The organism is Oceanicoccus sp., assembly GCF_029238675.1.
GTDB lineage: Bacteria > Pseudomonadota > Gammaproteobacteria > Pseudomonadales > Dasaniaceae > Oceanicoccus.
Map to the genome: position 1 here is coordinate 64,226 of NZ_JAQWFR010000017.1, position 19,079 is coordinate 83,304.

The 19,079-nt window shown below is 46.8% G+C and carries 22 protein-coding genes; 10 read left to right on the forward strand and 12 right to left on the reverse strand.

Features of this window, described 5'->3' with window-relative positions; all coding sequences use genetic code 11:
* Window positions 1-31 precede the first annotated feature (31 nt).
* The 3 genes from P8H32_RS05970 to rsmD are packed head-to-tail and all read right to left on the reverse strand — an operon-like array spanning window position 32 to window position 1,406.
* The gene (locus tag P8H32_RS05970) at window positions 32-283 is read right to left on the reverse strand and encodes a YfhL family 4Fe-4S dicluster ferredoxin (RefSeq protein ID WP_297291631.1); all 252 of its coding nucleotides are present in this window, start codon (window positions 281-283) and stop codon (window positions 32-34) included.
* Window positions 284-292: 9 nt separating this feature from the next.
* On the reverse strand, window positions 293-772 hold the full coding sequence (gene coaD, locus P8H32_RS05975; RefSeq protein ID WP_297291632.1) for a pantetheine-phosphate adenylyltransferase: 480 nt from the start codon (window positions 770-772) through the stop codon (window positions 293-295).
* Between the two features lie 34 nt (window positions 773-806).
* A complete protein-coding gene (rsmD, locus tag P8H32_RS05980) occupies window positions 807-1,406 on the reverse strand; it encodes a 16S rRNA (guanine(966)-N(2))-methyltransferase RsmD (protein WP_301088735.1) in 600 nt (199 codons plus the stop codon).
* 112 nt (window positions 1,407-1,518) lie between these two features.
* On the opposite strand from rsmD, the gene ftsY reads away from it, so the two are divergent.
* The 9 genes from ftsY (at window position 1,519) to P8H32_RS06025 (ending at window position 9,777) form a co-directional block, all read left to right on the forward strand.
* Window positions 1,519-2,574, forward strand: a complete 1,056-nt coding sequence (gene ftsY / locus P8H32_RS05985; protein WP_301088736.1) for a signal recognition particle-docking protein FtsY — start codon at window positions 1,519-1,521, stop codon at window positions 2,572-2,574.
* 38 nt (window positions 2,575-2,612) lie between these two features.
* A complete protein-coding gene (gene ftsE, locus P8H32_RS05990) occupies window positions 2,613-3,284 on the forward strand; it encodes a cell division ATP-binding protein FtsE (RefSeq protein ID WP_301088738.1) in 672 nt (223 codons plus the stop codon).
* A 2-nt stretch (window positions 3,285-3,286) separates the two neighbouring features.
* On the forward strand, window positions 3,287-4,273 hold the full coding sequence (gene ftsX / locus P8H32_RS05995; RefSeq protein WP_301088739.1) for a permease-like cell division protein FtsX: 987 nt from the start codon (window positions 3,287-3,289) through the stop codon (window positions 4,271-4,273).
* A 142-nt stretch (window positions 4,274-4,415) separates the two neighbouring features.
* Window positions 4,416-5,264: an RNA polymerase sigma factor RpoH gene (gene rpoH / locus P8H32_RS06000; RefSeq protein ID WP_297291637.1), complete on the forward strand. Its 849-nt coding sequence runs from the start codon at window positions 4,416-4,418 to the stop codon at window positions 5,262-5,264.
* Between the two features lie 151 nt (window positions 5,265-5,415).
* On the forward strand, window positions 5,416-5,796 hold the full coding sequence (locus P8H32_RS06005) for a DUF423 domain-containing protein (RefSeq protein ID WP_301088741.1): 381 nt from the start codon (window positions 5,416-5,418) through the stop codon (window positions 5,794-5,796).
* Window positions 5,797-5,820: 24 nt separating this feature from the next.
* A complete protein-coding gene (gene trmB / locus P8H32_RS06010) occupies window positions 5,821-6,528 on the forward strand; it encodes a tRNA (guanosine(46)-N7)-methyltransferase TrmB (RefSeq protein WP_301088742.1) in 708 nt (235 codons plus the stop codon).
* Between the two features lie 44 nt (window positions 6,529-6,572).
* Entirely contained in the window at window positions 6,573-7,970 is a 1,398-nt protein-coding gene (gene asnS / locus P8H32_RS06015) for an asparagine--tRNA ligase (RefSeq protein ID WP_301088743.1), read from the forward strand.
* Between the two features lie 131 nt (window positions 7,971-8,101).
* Window positions 8,102-9,214, forward strand: a complete 1,113-nt coding sequence (locus P8H32_RS06020; RefSeq protein WP_301088744.1) for a nucleoside recognition domain-containing protein — start codon at window positions 8,102-8,104, stop codon at window positions 9,212-9,214.
* A gap of 260 nt (window positions 9,215-9,474) precedes the next feature.
* A complete protein-coding gene (locus P8H32_RS06025) occupies window positions 9,475-9,777 on the forward strand; it encodes a hypothetical protein (RefSeq protein ID WP_297291642.1) in 303 nt (100 codons plus the stop codon).
* A gap of 131 nt (window positions 9,778-9,908) precedes the next feature.
* Here P8H32_RS06025 and P8H32_RS06030 read toward each other — a convergent pair whose 3' ends face one another.
* Window positions 9,909-11,843, reverse strand: a complete 1,935-nt coding sequence (locus P8H32_RS06030) for a VacB/RNase II family 3'-5' exoribonuclease (RefSeq protein ID WP_301088746.1) — start codon at window positions 11,841-11,843, stop codon at window positions 9,909-9,911.
* A 526-nt stretch (window positions 11,844-12,369) separates the two neighbouring features.
* Between P8H32_RS06030 and P8H32_RS06035 the strand changes: the two genes are divergently transcribed.
* Entirely contained in the window at window positions 12,370-13,755 is a 1,386-nt protein-coding gene (locus P8H32_RS06035) for a PhoH family protein (RefSeq protein ID WP_297291644.1), read from the forward strand.
* Between the two features lie 24 nt (window positions 13,756-13,779).
* On the opposite strand, the gene tatC is transcribed toward P8H32_RS06035, so the two are convergent.
* Genes tatC through ubiE form a run of 8 tightly spaced genes read right to left on the reverse strand, consistent with a single transcriptional unit; the run spans window position 13,780 to window position 19,051 of the window.
* Window positions 13,780-14,541 carry a twin-arginine translocase subunit TatC gene (gene tatC, locus P8H32_RS06040; protein WP_297291645.1) on the reverse strand — a complete coding sequence of 254 codons (762 nt, stop codon included), beginning with the start codon at window positions 14,539-14,541 and terminating at the stop codon, window positions 13,780-13,782.
* Window positions 14,538-14,897: a Sec-independent protein translocase protein TatB gene (gene tatB, locus P8H32_RS06045; RefSeq protein ID WP_297291646.1), complete on the reverse strand. Its 360-nt coding sequence runs from the start codon at window positions 14,895-14,897 to the stop codon at window positions 14,538-14,540. Before tatB ends, tatC begins: the two co-directional genes overlap by 4 nt.
* Before the next feature lie 28 nt (window positions 14,898-14,925).
* Window positions 14,926-15,153 (reverse strand): Sec-independent protein translocase subunit TatA, encoded by a 228-nt coding sequence (gene tatA, locus P8H32_RS06050; protein ID WP_297291647.1) that lies wholly within the window; start codon window positions 15,151-15,153, stop codon window positions 14,926-14,928.
* A 28-nt stretch (window positions 15,154-15,181) separates the two neighbouring features.
* Window positions 15,182-15,514, reverse strand: coding sequence for a phosphoribosyl-ATP diphosphatase (locus P8H32_RS06055; protein WP_297291648.1), 333 nt, complete (start codon window positions 15,512-15,514; stop codon window positions 15,182-15,184).
* 30 nt (window positions 15,515-15,544) lie between these two features.
* A complete protein-coding gene (hisI, locus tag P8H32_RS06060) occupies window positions 15,545-15,958 on the reverse strand; it encodes a phosphoribosyl-AMP cyclohydrolase (RefSeq protein WP_297291649.1) in 414 nt (137 codons plus the stop codon).
* Between the two features lie 53 nt (window positions 15,959-16,011).
* Window positions 16,012-17,649, reverse strand: coding sequence for a ubiquinone biosynthesis regulatory protein kinase UbiB (ubiB, locus tag P8H32_RS06065; RefSeq protein ID WP_297291650.1), 1,638 nt, complete (start codon window positions 17,647-17,649; stop codon window positions 16,012-16,014).
* Window positions 17,650-17,651: 2 nt separating this feature from the next.
* A complete protein-coding gene (locus P8H32_RS06070) occupies window positions 17,652-18,299 on the reverse strand; it encodes an SCP2 sterol-binding domain-containing protein (RefSeq protein ID WP_297291651.1) in 648 nt (215 codons plus the stop codon).
* Entirely contained in the window at window positions 18,296-19,051 is a 756-nt protein-coding gene (gene ubiE / locus P8H32_RS06075; RefSeq protein ID WP_297291652.1) for a bifunctional demethylmenaquinone methyltransferase/2-methoxy-6-polyprenyl-1,4-benzoquinol methylase UbiE, read from the reverse strand. Before ubiE ends, P8H32_RS06070 begins: the two co-directional genes overlap by 4 nt.
* Between the last annotated feature and the right edge of the window lie 28 nt (window positions 19,052-19,079).

A 19,079-nucleotide genomic window follows, 5' to 3' on the forward strand; every position in this document is an offset into this window, starting at 1 on the left:
TTTTTTATTGTCTGTCGTTTTATCCTGCAGTCTAGCCCGTTGCAATCAAGTCTTCATATTTAGCCTGCAGCTCATCCTGTGTTTCCGAGTTGTCCGGATCCAGGGGAATGCAGTCCACCGGACAGACTGTCACACATTGGGGCTCATCAAAGTGACCAACGCATTCGGTACAACGTGCGGGCTCAATCTCATAGATCTCATCCCCCTGGTAGATGGCTTCGTTGGGGCACACCGGCTCGCAGACATCGCAATTAATACACTCGTCGGTAATCAGCAGAGCCATAACAGAGTCTTAGGCGTTAAAGCGGTCGTTGAATGCAGCGTTGACCACCGCAGGGACAAACTCTGAGACATCGCCGTCCATAGAGGCTATTTCACGCACCAGCGAGGAGGAGATACAGGCTAAACCGGGGGAAGGTGTGAGGAAAATGGTCTCAAAGCCAGCCTGCATAGCACGATTCATATCAGCCATCTGCATTTCATACTCAAAGTCCTTCATGGAGCGCACGCCACGCAGAACAGTAGTACTGCCCTTGCTGGCGGCGAAATTGACCAGCAGATCACTAAAGCCACAGACTTCAATATTATCTAAGTGCGAGAGCGCTTGTTCGCATAGCTCGATGCGCTGGCCCAGCGCAAACATCGGCTGTTTTTTCTCGCTATAGGCAATCCCAAGTACCACCTTATCAAACAGCTTGGCGGCTCTTTCTACCAAATCGATATGGCCGTTGGTAATGGGGTTAAAGGTGCCGGGATAAATCACGGTTGTCATGTGGCTATCTCAATAATCGCTTAATGTGGTGCGATTATACCTGTCTGGGTAATTTATATAAGCGGTAGCAGACCTGGCCGGCGGTTTTCTCCCGATGCAGCTGCCATTGGGGGGGTAGCTCAGGCAGGGCCTCTTCCTTGCCCATTTCCAGATAAAGCCAGCCGCCGGGCTTAAGCATGGCCTGTTGATCGATCAGCTGAATGCAGATTTGGGCCAAATCCTGATGGAAAGGAGGATCCAGAAAGATAATGTCATAGGTCTTGTCGGTGTTTTGTCGCAACCAGTCAGCGGCGCTAGCCTGCGTTACCTGTCCATTGCTGGCCTTGAGCAATTGCAGGTTTTCCCGCAATAGATTAGTTGCCGACCGGGCATTATCAATCAGGTCAACCAGGCTGGCCCCCCGTGATAGCGCTTCAAGCCCCAGTGCACCGCTGCCAGCAAAAAGGTCGAGACATTGGGCATCATGAATATCTACCGCTAGCCAGTTAAAGACTGTTTCGCGGACTCGATCCGTGGTTGGGCGCAGCCCGTCAATGGAGGGGAAGCTAAGTTTTCGGCCACGCCATTGGCCCCCAATAATCCGCAGTTGATTAGAGGGTGAATTGCACGATCGCCTGGTCTTTGCTCTGCTCATTGCTTGCTTGTGTTTTTGGTGGTGGTGATTCAGTAATTGAGGCTCCGTTTCAAGCCTCAAGAATGGTAGGATAGCACCCCTGTTAGAAGAGTGATGAGTAATTATAAAATCCATGAAGTTTTTTGATCGTTTTAAATCCAGGCCTGAAGCCGATGCTGATAACAAACGCGAGAGCGAAGAGCTCCCCGTTGTTGGTGAAACCAGACAAGAGGCTGAGCTAGAAGCACCAGCCGAGGAAACCCAGTCCGGCTTTTTCTCTCGCCTTAAAAAAGGCCTTAAGCGAACCAGCAGCAGTTTTTCCAGTGGCATGGGTGCCATCTTTCTGGGTAAAAAAGAAATTGATGATGAGCTGCTGGAAGATCTTGAGACTCAATTACTGGTAGCTGATGTTGGCATTGAAGCCACCCAGTCCATTATGGATAACCTTGCCAGACAAGTTTCCCGTAAAGAGTTATTTGATTCCGATGCACTTTACCAGTCATTGCAAAAAGAATTGGCGGCGCTGCTAAAACCCTCGGTAAAATCACTGGTTATCGATACCAGCAAAAAACCTTATGTAATTTTAATGGTTGGTGTAAATGGTGTTGGTAAAACCACCACCATTGGTAAATTAACCAAACGTTTCCAGGCCGAAGGCAAAAGCGTTATGTTAGCGGCTGGCGATACCTTCCGTGCAGCCGCTGTTGAACAATTACAGGTTTGGGGTGAACGTAACGATGTCCCCGTTGTAGCCCAGCATACCGGTGCCGATAGTGCCTCAGTAATTTTTGATGCAGTACAGGCAGCGCAATCGCGCAATGTGGATGTACTGATTGCCGATACCGCCGGCCGCCTGCACAATAAAGACAACTTAATGGAAGAATTAAAGAAGGTTGTTAGAGTTATGGGCAAGCTTGATGATACCGCTCCCCATGAAGTGATGCTGGTATTAGATGCCGGTACAGGACAAAATGCCCTGTCACAGGCAAAAAGTTTCCAGCAAGTAGTTGGTGTTACCGGTTTAACCTTGACCAAGCTGGATGGTACTGCCAAAGGCGGAATTATTTTTGCCATTAGTAAACAGCTGGGTCTGCCGATACGTTTTATTGGTGTTGGTGAACAGGTTGATGACCTTCGACCCTTTATCGCGGAAGAATTTGTTGAAGCCTTATTCGATGTAGAAGAATAAAAATATTTAATCCATTCATTAATTGTTGCGAAGCCTGAATGATACAGTTCGACCAAGTCAGCAAGCGTTACCCCGGCGGCCATGAAGCGCTCAAATCGGTGAGCTTTACCATTGAGCCTAATGAAATGGTTTTTTTAACGGGCCATAGTGGCGCGGGTAAAAGTACCTTGCTTAAATTGATGATGGTGATGGAGCGACCTACCCAAGGGCAAGTGTTAGTTGATGGGCAAAATCTTCGCGGCTTGCCTGCCCGAAAAATTCCCGCACTGCGACGTGATATTGGTGTGGTGTTCCAAAACCATCAACTATTATTTGATCGCACCGTCTTCGATAATATTGCGCTACCGTTAGTCATTGCCGGTTACCAACCAAGGGAAGTAGGGCGCCGAGTGCGCGCCGCCTTGGATAAAGTGGGTCTGCTAAGTAAAGAAAAACAAATGCCCGTCACCTTGTCGGGTGGTGAGCAACAGCGTGTGGGTATTGCCCGGGCGGTGGTTAACAAACCCAAAATCCTACTGGCGGATGAGCCCACTGGTAACCTTGACCCGGAACTGTCCGCTGAAATTATGCATCTGTTTGAACAGTTCAATCAGGTGGGTGTCACCGTCTTAATTGCCAGCCACGATTTAAGCCTGATTGCCCGTTTGCCTTATCGCATGATGACCCTGCGCCAGGGTGAGATAGTCACTACCCCTGGGAGTGTTGCTTGAATATGTCGAACAAGAGCACCGTTCGCCGAGATAGCAAAGGCGCTAGCCAAAGTCGCACAAGTATCGGCGATAAAATGAATAGCTATCTGGCCCACCATAAGTTGGTAGCCCGCGATAGTTTCATGCGCCTGATTGACACTTTGATTCCTAGCATTATGACTTGGCTGGTGATTGGTATTGCCCTGGCTTTGCCCTCTGGTTTATTTGTCGCCTTGGAAAATGCTGAGTCTGTCAGCCGAGGTTGGGATGGTGCGGCGCAAATATCCCTATTCGTCAATAAAGTTGTATCTGAAAAAGATAGCCGGAAATTGGCTAGAAAGCTGCGACTTAGGCAGGATATTGCCGAAGTTGACTACATTTCCCGCACTCAGGCGCTGGAAGAGTTCCAGGCATTATCCGGCTATGGTGATGTGTTAGAGCATCTGGACAAAAACCCATTGCCCGCCGTTATTGTCGTTAGGCCGGTTGAACAAGAGATTTCAGCGGCGGCAACTGAGGCGCTTTATAAAGAATTAAAGGCATTACCCCAAATTGAGCAGGCTATTATCGATTTAGAGTGGGTTCAGCGTCTCTATAGCATGATGGAGCTGGGCAAGCGTATGACGCTGGCGCTGGCGGCATTGCTGGCCTTGGGGGTGTTACTGGTGATTGGCAATACCATCAGGCTGGCGATTGAAAGCCGCCGGGATGAGATTGTGATTGTAAAACTGGTGGGCGCTACCAACGCCTTTGTGCGCCGGCCCTTCCTGTATACCGGCCTTTGGTATGGTTTGGGCGGTGGTATGATGTCCTGGCTGTTGGTTTCCATTAGCCTGTTCTGGCTCAGCGGCCCTGTCGCCGAACTTTCAGGCCTCTATCAAAGCCAATTTGTCCTCCAGGGCTTGGGCTTTGGCCAAACCCTGCTGCTATGGCTGGCCTCCGGTTTGCTGGGTCTGGCGGGAGCCTGGCTAGCAGTCAGTCGCCATCTGGGCTCAATAGAACCTCGCTAGGCGCCCCCTTGATATAGCTCAAATAAGCACCATATTGGGCTATTCAAACGCTATTAAAAGCGTCTATAGGTGAACTTTTAAGTGATTAGCACTCTAACGGAATGAGTGCTAAAATTGCCGCCGATTAATTGGAGATAGCGTTATGAGTACCGCACTGCAGACTGTCAACTTAGTACCCGGGAGTAACCTCACGGCGTATATGCAGACTGTGAATAACTTCCCGATCCTGACCGTCGAGCGTGAGCGCGAGTTAGGTGAAGAGCTGTATTACCACGAAAATTTAGAAGCTGCCCGTGAGCTGGTTATGTCTCACCTGCGCTTTGTTGTGCATATCGCCAAATCTTACAAAGGCTACGGCCTGCCACTGGCGGATTTAATCCAGGAAGGCAATGTTGGCTTAATGAAGGCGGTTAAGCGTTTTAACCCCGAGAAGGGTGTTCGCCTGGTCTCTTTTGCTGTGCATTGGGTTAAAGCTGAAATGCACGAGTTTATTTTGCGTAACTGGCGCATTGTTAAAGTGGCTACCACCAAAGCCCAGCGTAAATTATTTTTTAACCTTCGCGGCGCCAAGAAAAAGCTGGCCTGGTTAAATAATGCTGAAGCCAATGCAGTAGCTGATGATCTTGGCGTTGATGTTAAAGAAGTCCGCCGTATGGAAAGTCGCTTAACTGCCTCTGACCTCGGTTTTGATGCCGGTGCCGATGATGAAGATGATGGTGTTGTTGCCCCAGCACATTATCTGGAAGATAACACCGCCAATCCCGCGGTTTTGTTGGAAGATGCTGACTGGGAAAGCAATAGCAACCAGCACTTGCAAGTAGCTTTGGAACAATTGGATGAACGTAGTCGTGATATTTTACAGGCCCGTTGGTTAAGTGAAAAAAAGCCAACGCTACATGAAATGGCTGATAAATACGGTGTTTCCGCTGAGCGTATTCGTCAGTTGGAAAAAAACGCAATGAAGAAAGTCAGGGCGACCATGGAAGCCTAATGGTTTTCAGCCCTCGCCAGAAAAACCGCCGTCAGGCGGTTTTTTTATAAGCGGCTACTCCCCTCCCTCGTCATTCCCGCGAAGGCGGGAATCCAGCACTGTAGATTTCCGCCTTCGCGGGAATGACAGATTAACAGCAGCAGAAAAACATATGGCAAAAACATTATTAATCATCGCAGCTATTAGTGGTTTGCTGGCTGTAGCTATCGGTGCCTTTGGTGCTCATGGGCTCAAGGGGCGAGTCACCACAGATCTAATGGCCGTTTACCAAACCGGCGTGCAATATCATTTTTATCATACATTAGCTTTATTGTTAGTGGGTATTTTAATGCTGCAATTCCCCGAGGTGTCACTGTTAACCTGGACCGGTTGGCTCTTTATTGCCGGTATAATTATTTTTTCCGGCAGCCTCTATGTAATGGCATTAACGGGTATCAAATGGCTAGGTGCTATAACACCGATAGGCGGTGTGGCGTTTATCGCTGGATGGTTAACCATGGCCATAGCGGTTTATAAGCATATTGGCGAATAGAAATAAGTAGGTAAGCAAACGTACATGTCAGATCAAAACATCCCCGTCGATGATAAAAAACGCCGCAGTATTCGTAGCTTTGTACTGCGCACCGGTCGAATGACTCCAGGCCAGCAAAAAGCTTATGACAACCATTGGCCCAGCAAAGGTTTATTGCTGGCGGATGGCATGATCGACTATGCACAGGTCTTTGACCGCCAGGCTCCAGTGGTGTTAGAAATTGGTTTTGGCATGGGCGCTTCTTTGGTTGAAATGGCGAAGGCGGCACCGGAGCAAGATTTTATCGGAGTAGAAGTACATGTCCCCGGTGTGGGTAAATTACTCCACGGTATGGAAGAACATAATGTCGACAATATCCGGGTTTACTGTGATGATGCGGTGGAAGTGCTTAAGCAATGTATTGCAGATAATAGCCTGGACCGGATTCAAATCTATTTCCCCGACCCCTGGCATAAGAAGAAACATCATAAGCGCCGCCTGATCCAAACTCCCTTTGTACAGGCTTTACGCAGCAAATTAAAAGAGGGTGGTATTCTTCATCTGGCCACCGACTGGGAACACTATGCGGAACATATGATGGAAGTCATGGCCGCAGCGGAAGGTTTTAGCAACCAGGCCGATGAGTATTGCTTCTCCGATCGGCCGGCGTATCGGCCCATTACAAAATTTGAAAAGCGCGGTGAGCGTTTAGGTCATGGCGTTTGGGATTTACTGTTTGAAAAAACCGCGTAAACTGTCTGCCATTCCAGTTAATTACCCTTCCAGAGATTTTATTAATGGCCGCGACTTCCATCAAACAATTACTTGCCGGATCAATAGCAACGGGTAATGCCGTCACTGCACAGGGGTGGGTACGAAGTCGCAGGGACTCCAAAGGCGGTTTTTCCTTTATGGCCATCCACGATGGTAGCAGCTTTGATGCTATTCAGGCGGTTGTCCCCGCAGAGCTGGATAATTATCAAGAGGAAGTTTTGCAAGCTGGTGTCGGTTGTTCGGTTAAAATCTCAGGTCAGTTGGTCGCCTCGCAGGGCAAAGGGCAAGCCTTTGAAATTCAGGCGCAGTCCGTTGAAGTGATTGGCTGGGTGGACGATCCTGAATCCTACCCTATCGCCAAAAAACGCCATAGCTTTGAATACCTAAGAACCGTTGCTCACCTGCGTCCCAGAACGAATACCTTTGGCGCCATAACCCGTGTGCGTACAGTACTGGCCAATGCCATTCATAATTATTTTTTTGATCGTGAATTTCAGTGGATTAATACACCGCTGATTACAGCTAGTGACTGTGAAGGTGCCGGTGAGCTCTTTCGGGTTAGTACCTTGGACTTAAGTAACCTTCCCCGCACAGAAAATGAAGCTATCGATTTTTCCCAGGACTTTTTTGGTGAGGAATCCTTCCTAACTGTTTCCGGCCAATTAAATGTTGAATCCTATTGTATGGCCTTGTCCAAAGTGTATACCTTTGGCCCAACCTTCCGGGCAGAGAACTCCAACACCAGTCGTCACCTGGCCGAGTTCTGGATGGTAGAGCCGGAAATAGCTTTTGCGGATTTAAATGACGATGCGGATTTAGCAGAAGACTTTTTAAGTTATCTTTTTAAAACCGTGCTGGAAAAATGCGAAGATGATTTAGCTTTCTTTAATCAGTTTGTTGATAAAACCTGTCTGGAAAGATTACAAGCTGTTGCCGATAAAAGCTTCGTTCGTATGGATTACACCGAAGCCGTTGATATTTTGGAAAAAACCAAAAAGAAATTTGAGTATCCAGTGAAGTGGGGCATTGATTTACAGTCTGAGCATGAACGTTTTTTATGTGAAGAACATGTGGGTGCTCCAGTGATAGTGATGAACTACCCTAAAGAGATTAAAGCCTTCTATATGCGGATGAACGACGATGAAAAAACCGTTGCCGCTATGGATGTATTAGCGCCGGGTATCGGCGAAATTATTGGCGGTAGCCAGCGTGAAGAGCGCTTGGATGTTTTGCAGGCGCGTATGGCAGAGCAAGGTGTGGGTGATGAGCTTTGGTGGTATAAGGATCTTCGTCGCTACGGCACTGTACCCCATGCGGGTTTTGGTCTTGGTTTTGAGCGTTTAATTAGCTATGTCACTGGCATGGAAAATATTCGTGATGTGATTCCGTTCCCAAGAACGCCGGGTAATGCACCTTTTTAACATAGACAATAATAATGCTGCATAGGATTTGGCTAAGTTTTTTTGTTATAGGATTTCTTTCCGCGCTTTATCAGTGGTTAGGCTTAGGCGACGCTGATGTTTTTCAACGGATTATAAAATCCACCTTTGATATGGCATCACTCTCTGTTGAGCTTTCTATTGGCTTGGTCGGTGTGTTGAGTTTATGGTTGGGTATTGCCGCATTGGGTGAAGCCAGTGGCTTAATGGCAAAACTGGCCCGTGCATTGTCACCTTTGTTTACACGGTTAATGCCCGAAGTTCCAAAAGGGCATCCCGCTATCGGTTCAATGACATTAAATCTTTCTGCCAATGTTCTGGGTCTTGATAATGCGGCAACCCCTTTAGGGCTTAAAGCGATGCAAGACTTGCAATCGCTTAACCCAAAACCCGATACTGCAAGCAATGCACAAATTCTTTTTCTGGTACTAAATACTTCTTCAGTAACCTTATTCCCAATAACGGTTTTACTCTATCGCGCACAATTAGGTGCAGTTGATCCCGCTTCTGTTTTTATTCCTATTTTATTAGCTACTAGCTGTTCAACCTTGGCGGGTTTGTTAGTCACTGCATGGGTACAAAAAATAAAATTGTGGGATACCGTAGTGCTAGGGTATCTGGCTTTGATAATGGGTTCGCTATTTGCGGTGATAGCCTACTTCGCCACCTTAAGTGCTGAGCAGTTACAACAAAGTTCCAGTCTGGTTAGCAACCTAATGATTTTCAGTATCATTATGCTGTTCTTACTGGTGGCTCATTATAAAAAGGTCAATGTCTATGACACATTTATTGAAGGCGCTAAAAAAGGCTTTCAGGTGGCGATTGATATTATTCCTTTTCTATTAGCGATGTTGGTAGCCATTGGTATCTTCCGAGCCAGTGGTGCTTTGGATGTTGCTATTGATAGTGTGCGGGATGTGGTGGTCATGGCCGGTTGGGATACACGCTTTGTTGATGCCCTACCAACAGCAATGATGAAACCCCTTAGCGGCTCCGGTGCAAGGGCGATGATGGTTGAAACCATGAACACCCACGGTGTCGATTCCTTCCAGGGTTTATTATCCGCCACCATACAAGGCTCCACCGAAACAACTTTTTATGTTCTGGCGGTCTACTTTGGCAGTGTGGGTATTCGCCATGGCCGCCATGCTTTGGCCTGCGGTTTAACCGCAGATATTGCTGGCATTGTCTCCGCTATTTTTATTGCTTACTGGTTCTACGGCTAAACTAAAACGCCAAACTAATCACTAAACTCCGCTTTCTTTCTAACAGATTTGTTAAGTTATTGGCGTTAAATCACATTGCTTTTTATCGTCTGTCTAGCGCTGCTTATTGGGTTTTTGACCGAAAATGGAGTGAAATCACCTTATATGTGACACATTAACGCCAATTTTTGTGCATTTTTCCAATAGTGGTCCATACTCAGGGTGTGGCAAGCTAGTGATGCGGTTGTAATAGAATAACTTGCCTGAGAGAGATAATGATTATGGCGCTGAATAAAAAAGAAAGTGGAGTGATTGATGAGATGTCCATAGTGGACGTTTTCACCAATCTTATTTTTGATGCTGACTCAAGGTTAGATGAGACAGGGTTCCTGGTTGTTGAGGCCCTTGGGCAGATTGAGTCTTCACTTTTTGAGGCCACCCGCTGTGATATCAGTGAGTTTCTTCGCGCTATGGGTGTTGATGAGATGATCACTACCGTAGGCCAGGTTAAGCGCAGCCTGGACCAGCAACAGGGCGTTATTGCCTCTAACCGTTCAGCGAGCCGCTACCTGTTACATCGCTAAGTTTGTATTCGTATTTCGATTGTCTTTCTTAACTGCCCCAGTTACGAAGCAGGTTCTACTTCCAGCTCTTGTTTATCCCCTTACCTCGGTGTTAAGTGCCCCATTAAGACACGTTATCAGCAAGCGGCGGGTTAATTAACGGGCTCAGGCAGGGTATAGCGAATACTACGCGCGTTGCTATCCACTTCCTTAACAACGACTTCGATCGCCTGATTCAGTTCAATGGTTTGTGATTTACTGGTTAAACGCAAACGCATAGGGTCAAAACTGTACTTTTGTTGCAATAAGCGCGTTTCAACAAAGCCTTCAATTAAGTGGTCATCCAGCCTGACGGTAAAGCCATTACTGTTAATTTGGGAAATGGTGCCCATAAAGGTCTGGCCAATCAAGGGCTGCATAAACTGGCACTTTAGCCATTGCTCCATTTGATAACGAGCCTGGCGGGAATTATCTTGTCCCTGTTGCATAATAGCCAGGTCTTCTGCTTTTACAGCCGCTGTTTTAGATAGTTTAATTTTACTCTTCAGTAAGCGGTGTACTGTTAAGTCGCTGTATTTTCTGATGGGTGATGTGAAAGTCGTATACTTGTCCAGGCCCATACCGTAATGGGGTAGCACTTCAGCGCTTAAACGGCTGCGCTCAAGCAGGCGACTTAAAACGGGGCGCAAAGGAAATTCCAGCTTATCATCATCAATACTTTTCATTAATTTCTGATAGCCTTGCGGTGTTGAGAAATCAATATCGGTTAGCGACAATTGTTCCTCTGCCAGCTTTTTCACATCCGCTAAGCGCTCACTACGAAACCCCGGGTGACTTATAAAAATCCCCTGGCCATCTAACATATTTGCTGCGCAGCGATTAGCAGCAATCATGCACTCTTCAATGAGCTGATGAGCGCTGGTTTTTTTAATGGGTTCTATATGGTCAATTTTACGTTGTGCATTAAGGACTAGCCGGTATTCCTGGCGGTTAGGAATGACCAGGTTATGTTCTTGTCTTTGGCTCCGTAAGGCCGCAGACAGCGCTTTTAATGCCAGTAGTGTATCTTTGTGGTTATTACAGTCAGCAAGGCTTTCATCGACACCATCCTGGTCTAAAAATGCAGAAACATCGCGGTAGCTTAATTTTGCCTTGGAGCTAATCATGGCTTCAATGATTTTGTAGCTGATGATTTTGCCTTGTTGATCGGCCTCCATTTGGCATACTAAGGCGGGCCGGGTGGTATTCAGTGTTAAAGAACATAAATGATTGGCCAGTTCTTCCGGCAGCATAGATACTGGTCGTCCAGCCATGTAGGTTGATATTGCCCGCTGGCGCGCTAGCTTATCTAGCTCAGAGTCAACAGCAATCATAGCGCTGGGGTCGGCTATAGCAACTTGTAGCTGCCAACCTTGCTCTGTGTTTTTTACAAATAAGGCATCGTCCATATCCATTGTGCTGGCGGCATCAATAGTAAGAAACGGTAGCGCTGTTAAATCTTCGCGATCATTGGTATTGACTTCTATTAATGAGCTCTTCCAATTGTCAGGCCAGGCGGGCTCAAGTTGAAATTTGCTAACAACATAGTCAGTTTCAATGCCGACCTTATCCGCAGCGCCAATGACTTCAGTAATTTTTGCCTGGGGTTTGGCTTGGGGATAGGGGTGGCGGTTAATTCTACAGCGGATAAAATCGTTGGGCTTGGCGTTAAGGCGTGCCTGCGGTGGAATAAAAATCCAGCGCTTTAAATTAGGTACATCGGGCTCAACAAAATGCCCTTTACCCTTAACAATATAACGGCCGGTAAATTCTTTTAGCGGGGAGTCGATCAGTTTTTCTAAAGTACCACTAACTTTTGCTTTAGCGTCTTTATTTTCCTGCTTGGTGGTAATCAGTATTTTGACTTTATCCCCGGGAAAGACTTTTTGCATTTCATCGGGGTTAATAAAAATCTCCCGGCCATCGTCTAGCATTACAAACCCAAATTTTCTTTGTGTCCCTTTAACAATACCTACAGCGTACTCTTTGCTGTCTTCAATATTTTGTTTGAGCTGTTTAAGCTGGGAGAGGGTATCCTTGTCTAACATACTAATGTGTACCGAGAGCATTTCAAAATAAAAAGGACAGATGACGGTTGTTATAACATCGGCCCTTTGATTGGGAGGCATAGACTAGCTGATATTAGAGTAAATGTCAGTCGATATGGCTATTCAATAGATTAATTAGGCCTGTGCTCAAAAGGCTTTTTGTTGCAAGGGTCGTTGATCATACTGAGATTCGGCCGTTAGCATGATTAATCGTTTATTTACTGATCATTTGAGTGCAGTAAGGCAGTAATAGGTTGACAATATCCCGCCATCTTTTAATAATCGAGACACATGCACCAGCTCTGGGTTCTGCCATTGCTTCTTTTGCGATTATTGCAATTTAGTGTGGTGCTTGTGGGGGATTGCCAGCAATGCCTCACAACACGATGCACTCTTTTGACTCCCTCGAGTCACTACTTGTTACACCTTGCTTATCTACGTTCTTTTCAGCCGTCATATCGATGGTTTTCAAGCTGTTGTACTCCCCTTATTAATACCTTTGATAACAAAAACCGGAGCTTTATCGATGGAAAAAATATTTGTCCTGGATACCAACGTTCTACTGCATGACCCTATGGCGCTTTATGCGTTTAAGGAACATAAGATAGTCATTCCGATGACGGTATTAGAGGAACTGGACACGATCAAAGATAGAAAGGATAAAGATGTTAGTCGCGAGGCGAGAATTGCGATTAATGCCATCGATGGCGTATTAAGCGATGCCTCACCCAAGGCAATCCAGGATGGAGTTGATATTGTGGAAGCCAAAGGAGGCGATGTGACCGGCTGTCTGGCGATTTTCCCCGATCAGCTAATTAGTCATGATAATGAAGCTCCTTATTTGGACGGCTCCCCCCAACAGGCCAACGACAACCGTATTATTAATGTGGCCCTGCATCTGCAAACTCACAATGCAGATAAATATGTTTGCCTGGTGACTAAAGATATTAATATGCGGTTAAAGGCCAAGGGCTCGGGTTTAGAAAACGTTGAAGACTATAGAAAGGATAGGGTGATCGAGGATATCGAATTGATGTCCAAAGGCTATGAAACCCTTGAAGGTGATTTTTGGGATCGTGTAGAGTCTGTGAAATCGGTGCAAAAGGGTAAGGCCACCATGCATGTGATTGACAGTAGTATTTTGCCCAACGCTTATCCGCAAATGTTTGTTTGTGACGATGGTGATTTTGTGGGTTTGGTGCGTGAGGTGGATGCGAAGTCTATTCATATCCAGCAGCTAAGTCGCGAGCGTTTAATGTCACAACAGCTATGGGGTTTGACGCCACGAAATATCGAGCAGGCAATGGCCTTCTTTTTGGTGCAGTGCGACGATATTGATATGACCGCCTTAACCGGCCCGGCAGGTTCAGGTAAAACACTGATCGCTTTAGCCTATGGCCTACATGCGATTATGGAAGAAAAGCGCTATGACAAATTAATTGTTGCGCGTAACACGCCGCCGATTGCAGAAGATATTGGTTTTTTACCCGGTACCGAAGAAGAAAAAATGGCGCCATGGTTGGCGGCCTTTGAAGATAATCTGGAGGTATTACACGGCCATGACGAATCGCCCTATGGCAGTATTGATTACATTAAAGAGCGTGCCAATATTCAATTTAAGTCGCTGAATTTTATGCGAGGTCGCTCATTTAATAATGCTTATATCATTATTGATGAGTGCCAGGGTTTAACGCAGTTTCAATTGAAATCGATTATTACGCGGGTAGGGGTAAATTCTAAAATTGTAGTGTTAGGTAACCTGGCACAGATAGATAACAAATATATTACGCCGGTGACTTCCGGTCTGACTTATCTGGTGGAAAAAAGCAAAGACTTTGAACATGCGGGGATTATGCATGTGAGTGGGATTGAGCGTTCCCGGTTGGCAGAGTTCGCTGAAGAAAATTTATAACGGGGTCTTAGGGCCGGAGGTATTCTATTCTTCAACCGGCCCCATCTTCTTGCTACCAATAAATCGCCCAAAGAAAACCCCAATCTCAAATAGCATCCACATAGGTATAGCGAGCAAAGCTTGTGAAATAATATCGGGTGGTGTTAGTAGCATCCCAAAAATAAAACACCCAACCACAATATAGGGTCTTTTTTCTGACAGCGCCTGCGGGGTGGTAATTCCCGCCCAGATTAAAAGCAGTGTGGCAATGGGAATTTCAAACGCTATACCGAAAGCAAAAAATAGTTTTAGAGTGATATCCAAAAAGCGCGCAATATCCGGTGTATAGCTAACCCCTTCAGGGCCGACGCCACTAAAGAAACCAAATACCAGTGGGAACACCACATAATAAGCGAAGGCTAAACCCGCATAAAAAAGCAGAATACTCGAAACCAGTAAAGGAATGGCAATTCGCTTTTCTGATTGATACATTCCAGGTGCAATAAAGCCCCACACTTGATACAAGATCATCGGCATAGCCACAACAATAGAAGCTACCAATGTTAATTTAAACGGTGTTAAAAACGGCGAGGCCACTTCAGTTGCGATCATACTAGTGCCTTCCGGCAGTAGAGTGCGCAGCGGTTCTGAGACAAAATGATAAATATCGTTAGCGAAATAAAACAGGCACAAAAAAACGAACAGTATGGTTAGTACACAACGCAGCAACCGATCACGTAATTCGGTTAAATGGGTGACAAGGGGTTGGGCCTGGTCGTCGTCTTGTGGGGTTTGGGTGTCGCTCATGATTGAGGCTTATCGTCGGTCGGTTCTTTTTCGTCTGCGCTGATAATGTCTTCTATATCATATTGCAGTTTATCGAGGTCGGGCTTGAGTTCGTCAGCGGTTTCCTGGAAACTTTCTTGCAGGTCGCTTTTGGTTTTGGCCAGGCTTTCCATAATGGTTTCGTTATGGATTTGCTGTTTAATGTCGTCGGCACCAACTTCCCGCTCTATTTCAGATTTAATCTGATTGAAACTGCGGCGCATGCGGGAGACAAATAGCGTCACACTACGCACCGCACCGGGCAGGCGTTCCGGCCCCATAATAAGTAGGGACAGAACACCGATTAGCAGTAGTTCCAGAAAACCAATATCGAACATAGATTAATAACTATTTGGCGGAGGTGGCTTAAGACTTTTCTTCGTCGGCTTTTTCAGCTTTGGCGTCGATATTGCCGAGGCTTTCGTCACTCTCGTCGTTAGGGTCTTTCTTATCGTCGCTCATGCTGTTCTTAAAACCTTTGATGGCTTCGCCTAAATCGCCGCCTATATTACGCAGGCGTTTGGTGCCAAATAGCATGACGACAATGGCTAAAATAATTAATAACTGCCAAATGCTGATTCCACCGATTCCCATAACTGTTCTCCATATATCTGTTAATTGTTTACTGTTCTCTTGATGCTTTTTCGTCGATACCGGATAGACCAAAACGGCGGGCCAGTTCGTCTAACACTGCATCACTGTCTTCACCGAGGTGTGACAGCATAACGAGGGAGTGAAACCACAGGTCGGCGGTTTCATAGATCAGGTCTTTGTTGTCACCGCTGTGCTCGGCATCTTTGGCAGCGATAATCGCCTCATTAGCTTCTTCGCCCACCTTTTCTAAAATCTTGTTTAAGCCTTTATGGTGCAGGCTGGCAACGTAGGAGGATTCGGGATCAGCGTTTTGTTTACGCTGTTCCAGCAGGTCTGCCAATTTTTTTAGTACGTCGCTCATAATTGCTTCTTGGGTTTTGGTTTACGGTACTTACTTTGAATAAATATCGCCAGGGTCTTTAATAACCTTTTCGACTGTCTGCCAGGCGTTGTTTTCCAAGCGACGATAAAAGCAGCTGCGCCTGCCGGTATGACAGGCAATGCCGCCGATTTGCTCCACTTTCAAAATGATTACATCTTCATCGCAATCAATACGGATTTCCTTAATCGACTGCACGTGCCCAGATTCTTCGCCTTTACGCCAAAGCTTTTGCCGTGAACGTGACCAATAGACAGCTCGTTGTTCTTGCACCGTTAGAGCCAGTGATTCACGGTTCATCCAGGCAAACATCAGGATATCATTAGTTTCAGCATCCTGGGTAATAGCGGGCACCAGGCCATCGCTGGTCCAGCGTACCTGTTCAAGAAATTCCTGGGTGATATCTACCGCGGTGCTTTCAGTCATTTTCGGCCGTCGTATTCTGCGTGCTTTGATGGGGGCATTATGCCATAGAAGATTTAGCGTCGCAGCCATAGCACTCCGGCTACAGCGGCTAACCCCCAAGCTGTGGTCGATACCTGTTTCAGATCGAACAAGCCATCGAAGACCAGAGGGCTAACAGCGGCAAGAGCTATTAGCATGGTTAGGCCAAGGGTATTGCTTCGGCGGCGGTCACTTTGCAGCTGCTGTTCTAATTGCTTGATTTGTAACTGCTGCTGCTCGTTAGCGGCCTGTAATTGTTTGGACTGTTGCAAGCTATCCAGCACGGCTTGAGGTAGCTGGGGTAATTGCTCTAACCAACCGGGCACATGTTTGGCCAACCGTTTATAAATGCCGCTGGGCGCGTAGCGGTCTTTAAGCCATTGCTCCAAAAAGGGTTGGGCGGTATCCCAGAGGTTAAGCTGTGGGTAAAGCTCACGTCCCAGACCTTCGATATTGAGCATGGTTTTTTGCAGTAGGACTAATGAAGGCTGCACTTCCATTTCAAAACGGCGGGCGGTCTGGAACAGATAAATCAATAATTGGCCAAAGGAGATTTCCGCAATGGGCTTTTCAAAAATCGGCTCGCAGGCACTGCGGATGGCAGATTCAAACTCATTGACTTTGGTATGGGGTGGAACCCAGCCACACTCAACATGGAGCTCGGCCACTAAACGGTAGTCCCTTTGGAACATGGCTAATAGGTTTCTGGCGATATAGTACTGATCAAAATCACTGAGCGAGCCGATAATGGCACAGTCAATACCAATATATTGCGGTGTTTGTGGATGCTCCCGAGAGACAAAAATATTTCCCGGATGCATATCTGCATGGAAAAAACTATCTCGCAGTACTTGGGTAAAAAAGATTTCAACACCGCGTTCCGCCAATAATTTCATATTGGTATTTTGGGCCTCCAGCGCTTTAACATCCGTGACCGCAATGCCATGAATTCTTTCCATGGTTAGCACTTTGTGGTTGGTATAGTCCCAGTGCACTTCTGGTATATAGAGCGTATCGGAGTTTTCAAAGTTGCGACGCAGCTGTGCGGTATTGGCACCTTCATGTTGCAGGTCTAATTCATCGAGAATGGTATGCTGATAATCTTCAATCACTTCCGTGGGACGTAAACGACGCCCATCCGGTAGATATTTTTCAATCAGTTTGGCAATACTAAATAGCAGCTTAATATCCTGGCAAATGGTTTTATCAATACCGGGGCGGATAACTTTAACTACAACATCTTCACCAGAATGTAAGGTGGCGGCATGGACTTGAGCAACGGAGGCTGATGCCATCGGTTCTGGTTCGAACTTGGCAAACAGTTCATTAACCGGCTGTTTCAGTGCGGTTTCTATAATATTGATAGCGTCTTGCGATGGAAACGGCGGGACTTGATCTTGTAGTTTTGCCAGCTCATCAATAATATCGTCTGCCAATAAATCGCGACGAGTGGAGAGCATTTGCCCAAATTTAACAAACACCGGGCCCAGGGCTTCCAGGGATAAACGCAAACGCTCACCACGTGATTGTTTGGGGGCAGGCAATAACCGCCAGGGGGCAATAGCGAATAAAGCGCTTAGCCCCGAAGGTAATTGATCGGCATCAACAAAGGTATCCAGACGATAACGGAGGGCAACACTGGCGATTTTGCTAAGTCGTTGGGTGCGAGACACGGTTATCCTTGAGGGTTCAGACGCTGTTTAATTTTTTGGATTTGTGCGTTAAGTCGGTCAGTGCGCATAGCAAGTTTGTCGACATCTGTTAAAAAATGATCAACCTGCCAGCGGGCTGGCACCAGGTCACTTTCTTCAACAATATATTCGTCTACTTGTCGCTTAATCCCTTGCAAGGCTTGCAGGCCAAAACGAAAACCCTGGCGAATATTACGACCCAGTTGATGGCCAACCACATCGCCAAAGATATTGGCCAGGGGGGCTTCCCAATCGATATCCAGTTGCTTGAGAATTTTTTGTAGCGTGATTAAGGCCTGGCTATCGCCATGCAGTTCCAGTTCACCGTTGATTAAAGCGCTGGCAGGGTCGGCGGAGGTAGCCAGTTTAGTAAATTCGCTGAAGCTACCTGTTAGAGCGGTGTCGGCCTTGCCATCATAAAAACCGCAAAGGCGAATATCGCCGTCGCCGGGTATCAGGTAGAGATTTAATAGCGGTGAGCTGCAATGGAGTAAAAACACATGGCTCTTTAGCTCTGCCAGTTTATTGAGTGTGGAGGGGTCCAGTTTTAGCGCTGCATTAATCGCTGCTTCCAACGCACCGATGGCTGTGGTGTGAAGTGTTGTGCTAATGATTTTGGGCTCAGTAATCATGCCTTAAGGCCTTTATGAACCGCTACAATCCCGCCCGTCATATTATGGTATTCACAGCGGGCAAAGCCGGCATCTTCCATCATGGCTTTTAGGGTGTCTTGATCAGGGTGCATTCGAATACTTTCCGCCAGATAGCGGTAGCTCTCTTCATCATCCGCCACCAGCTTGCCGATCTTGGGCAGTAGCTTAAAGGAGTAATTATCGTAGACTTTGCTGAGCAGTTCACTTTCAGGTTTTGAGAACTCCAGTACCAATAGGCGGCCACCGGGTTTAAGCACCCTTAGCATGGAGCGCAGCGCTTTATCTTTATCCGTCACATTGCGCAGCCCAAAGGCGATAGTGATGCAATCAAAGGTATTGTCGGGAAAGGGCAGGGCTTCGGCATTGGCCTGAGTGTATTCAATATTGCCCACCAGACCCAGGTCGGTCAGCTTATCGCGGCCCACTTTTAGCATGGAATCATTGATATCTGCCAGTACGACTCGACCCTCATCTCCCACAATCTTGCTAAACTTTGCTGCTAAATCCCCCGTTCCTCCGGCAATATCTAAAACTTGGTGGCCGGGACGTACCCCAGAGATTTCAATGGTAAAACGTTTCCAGATACGGTGGATGCCCGCCGACATCAGGTCATTCATAACGTCGTATTTGGCGGCTACCGAATGGAATACACCGGCCACCATCCCCGCTTTTTGCTCGCGTTCTACGGTTTTGTAGCCAAAATGTGTGTTGTTAGAGTCGGAATCGGACATGGTGATTGCTATCTATCTATCTATGCTA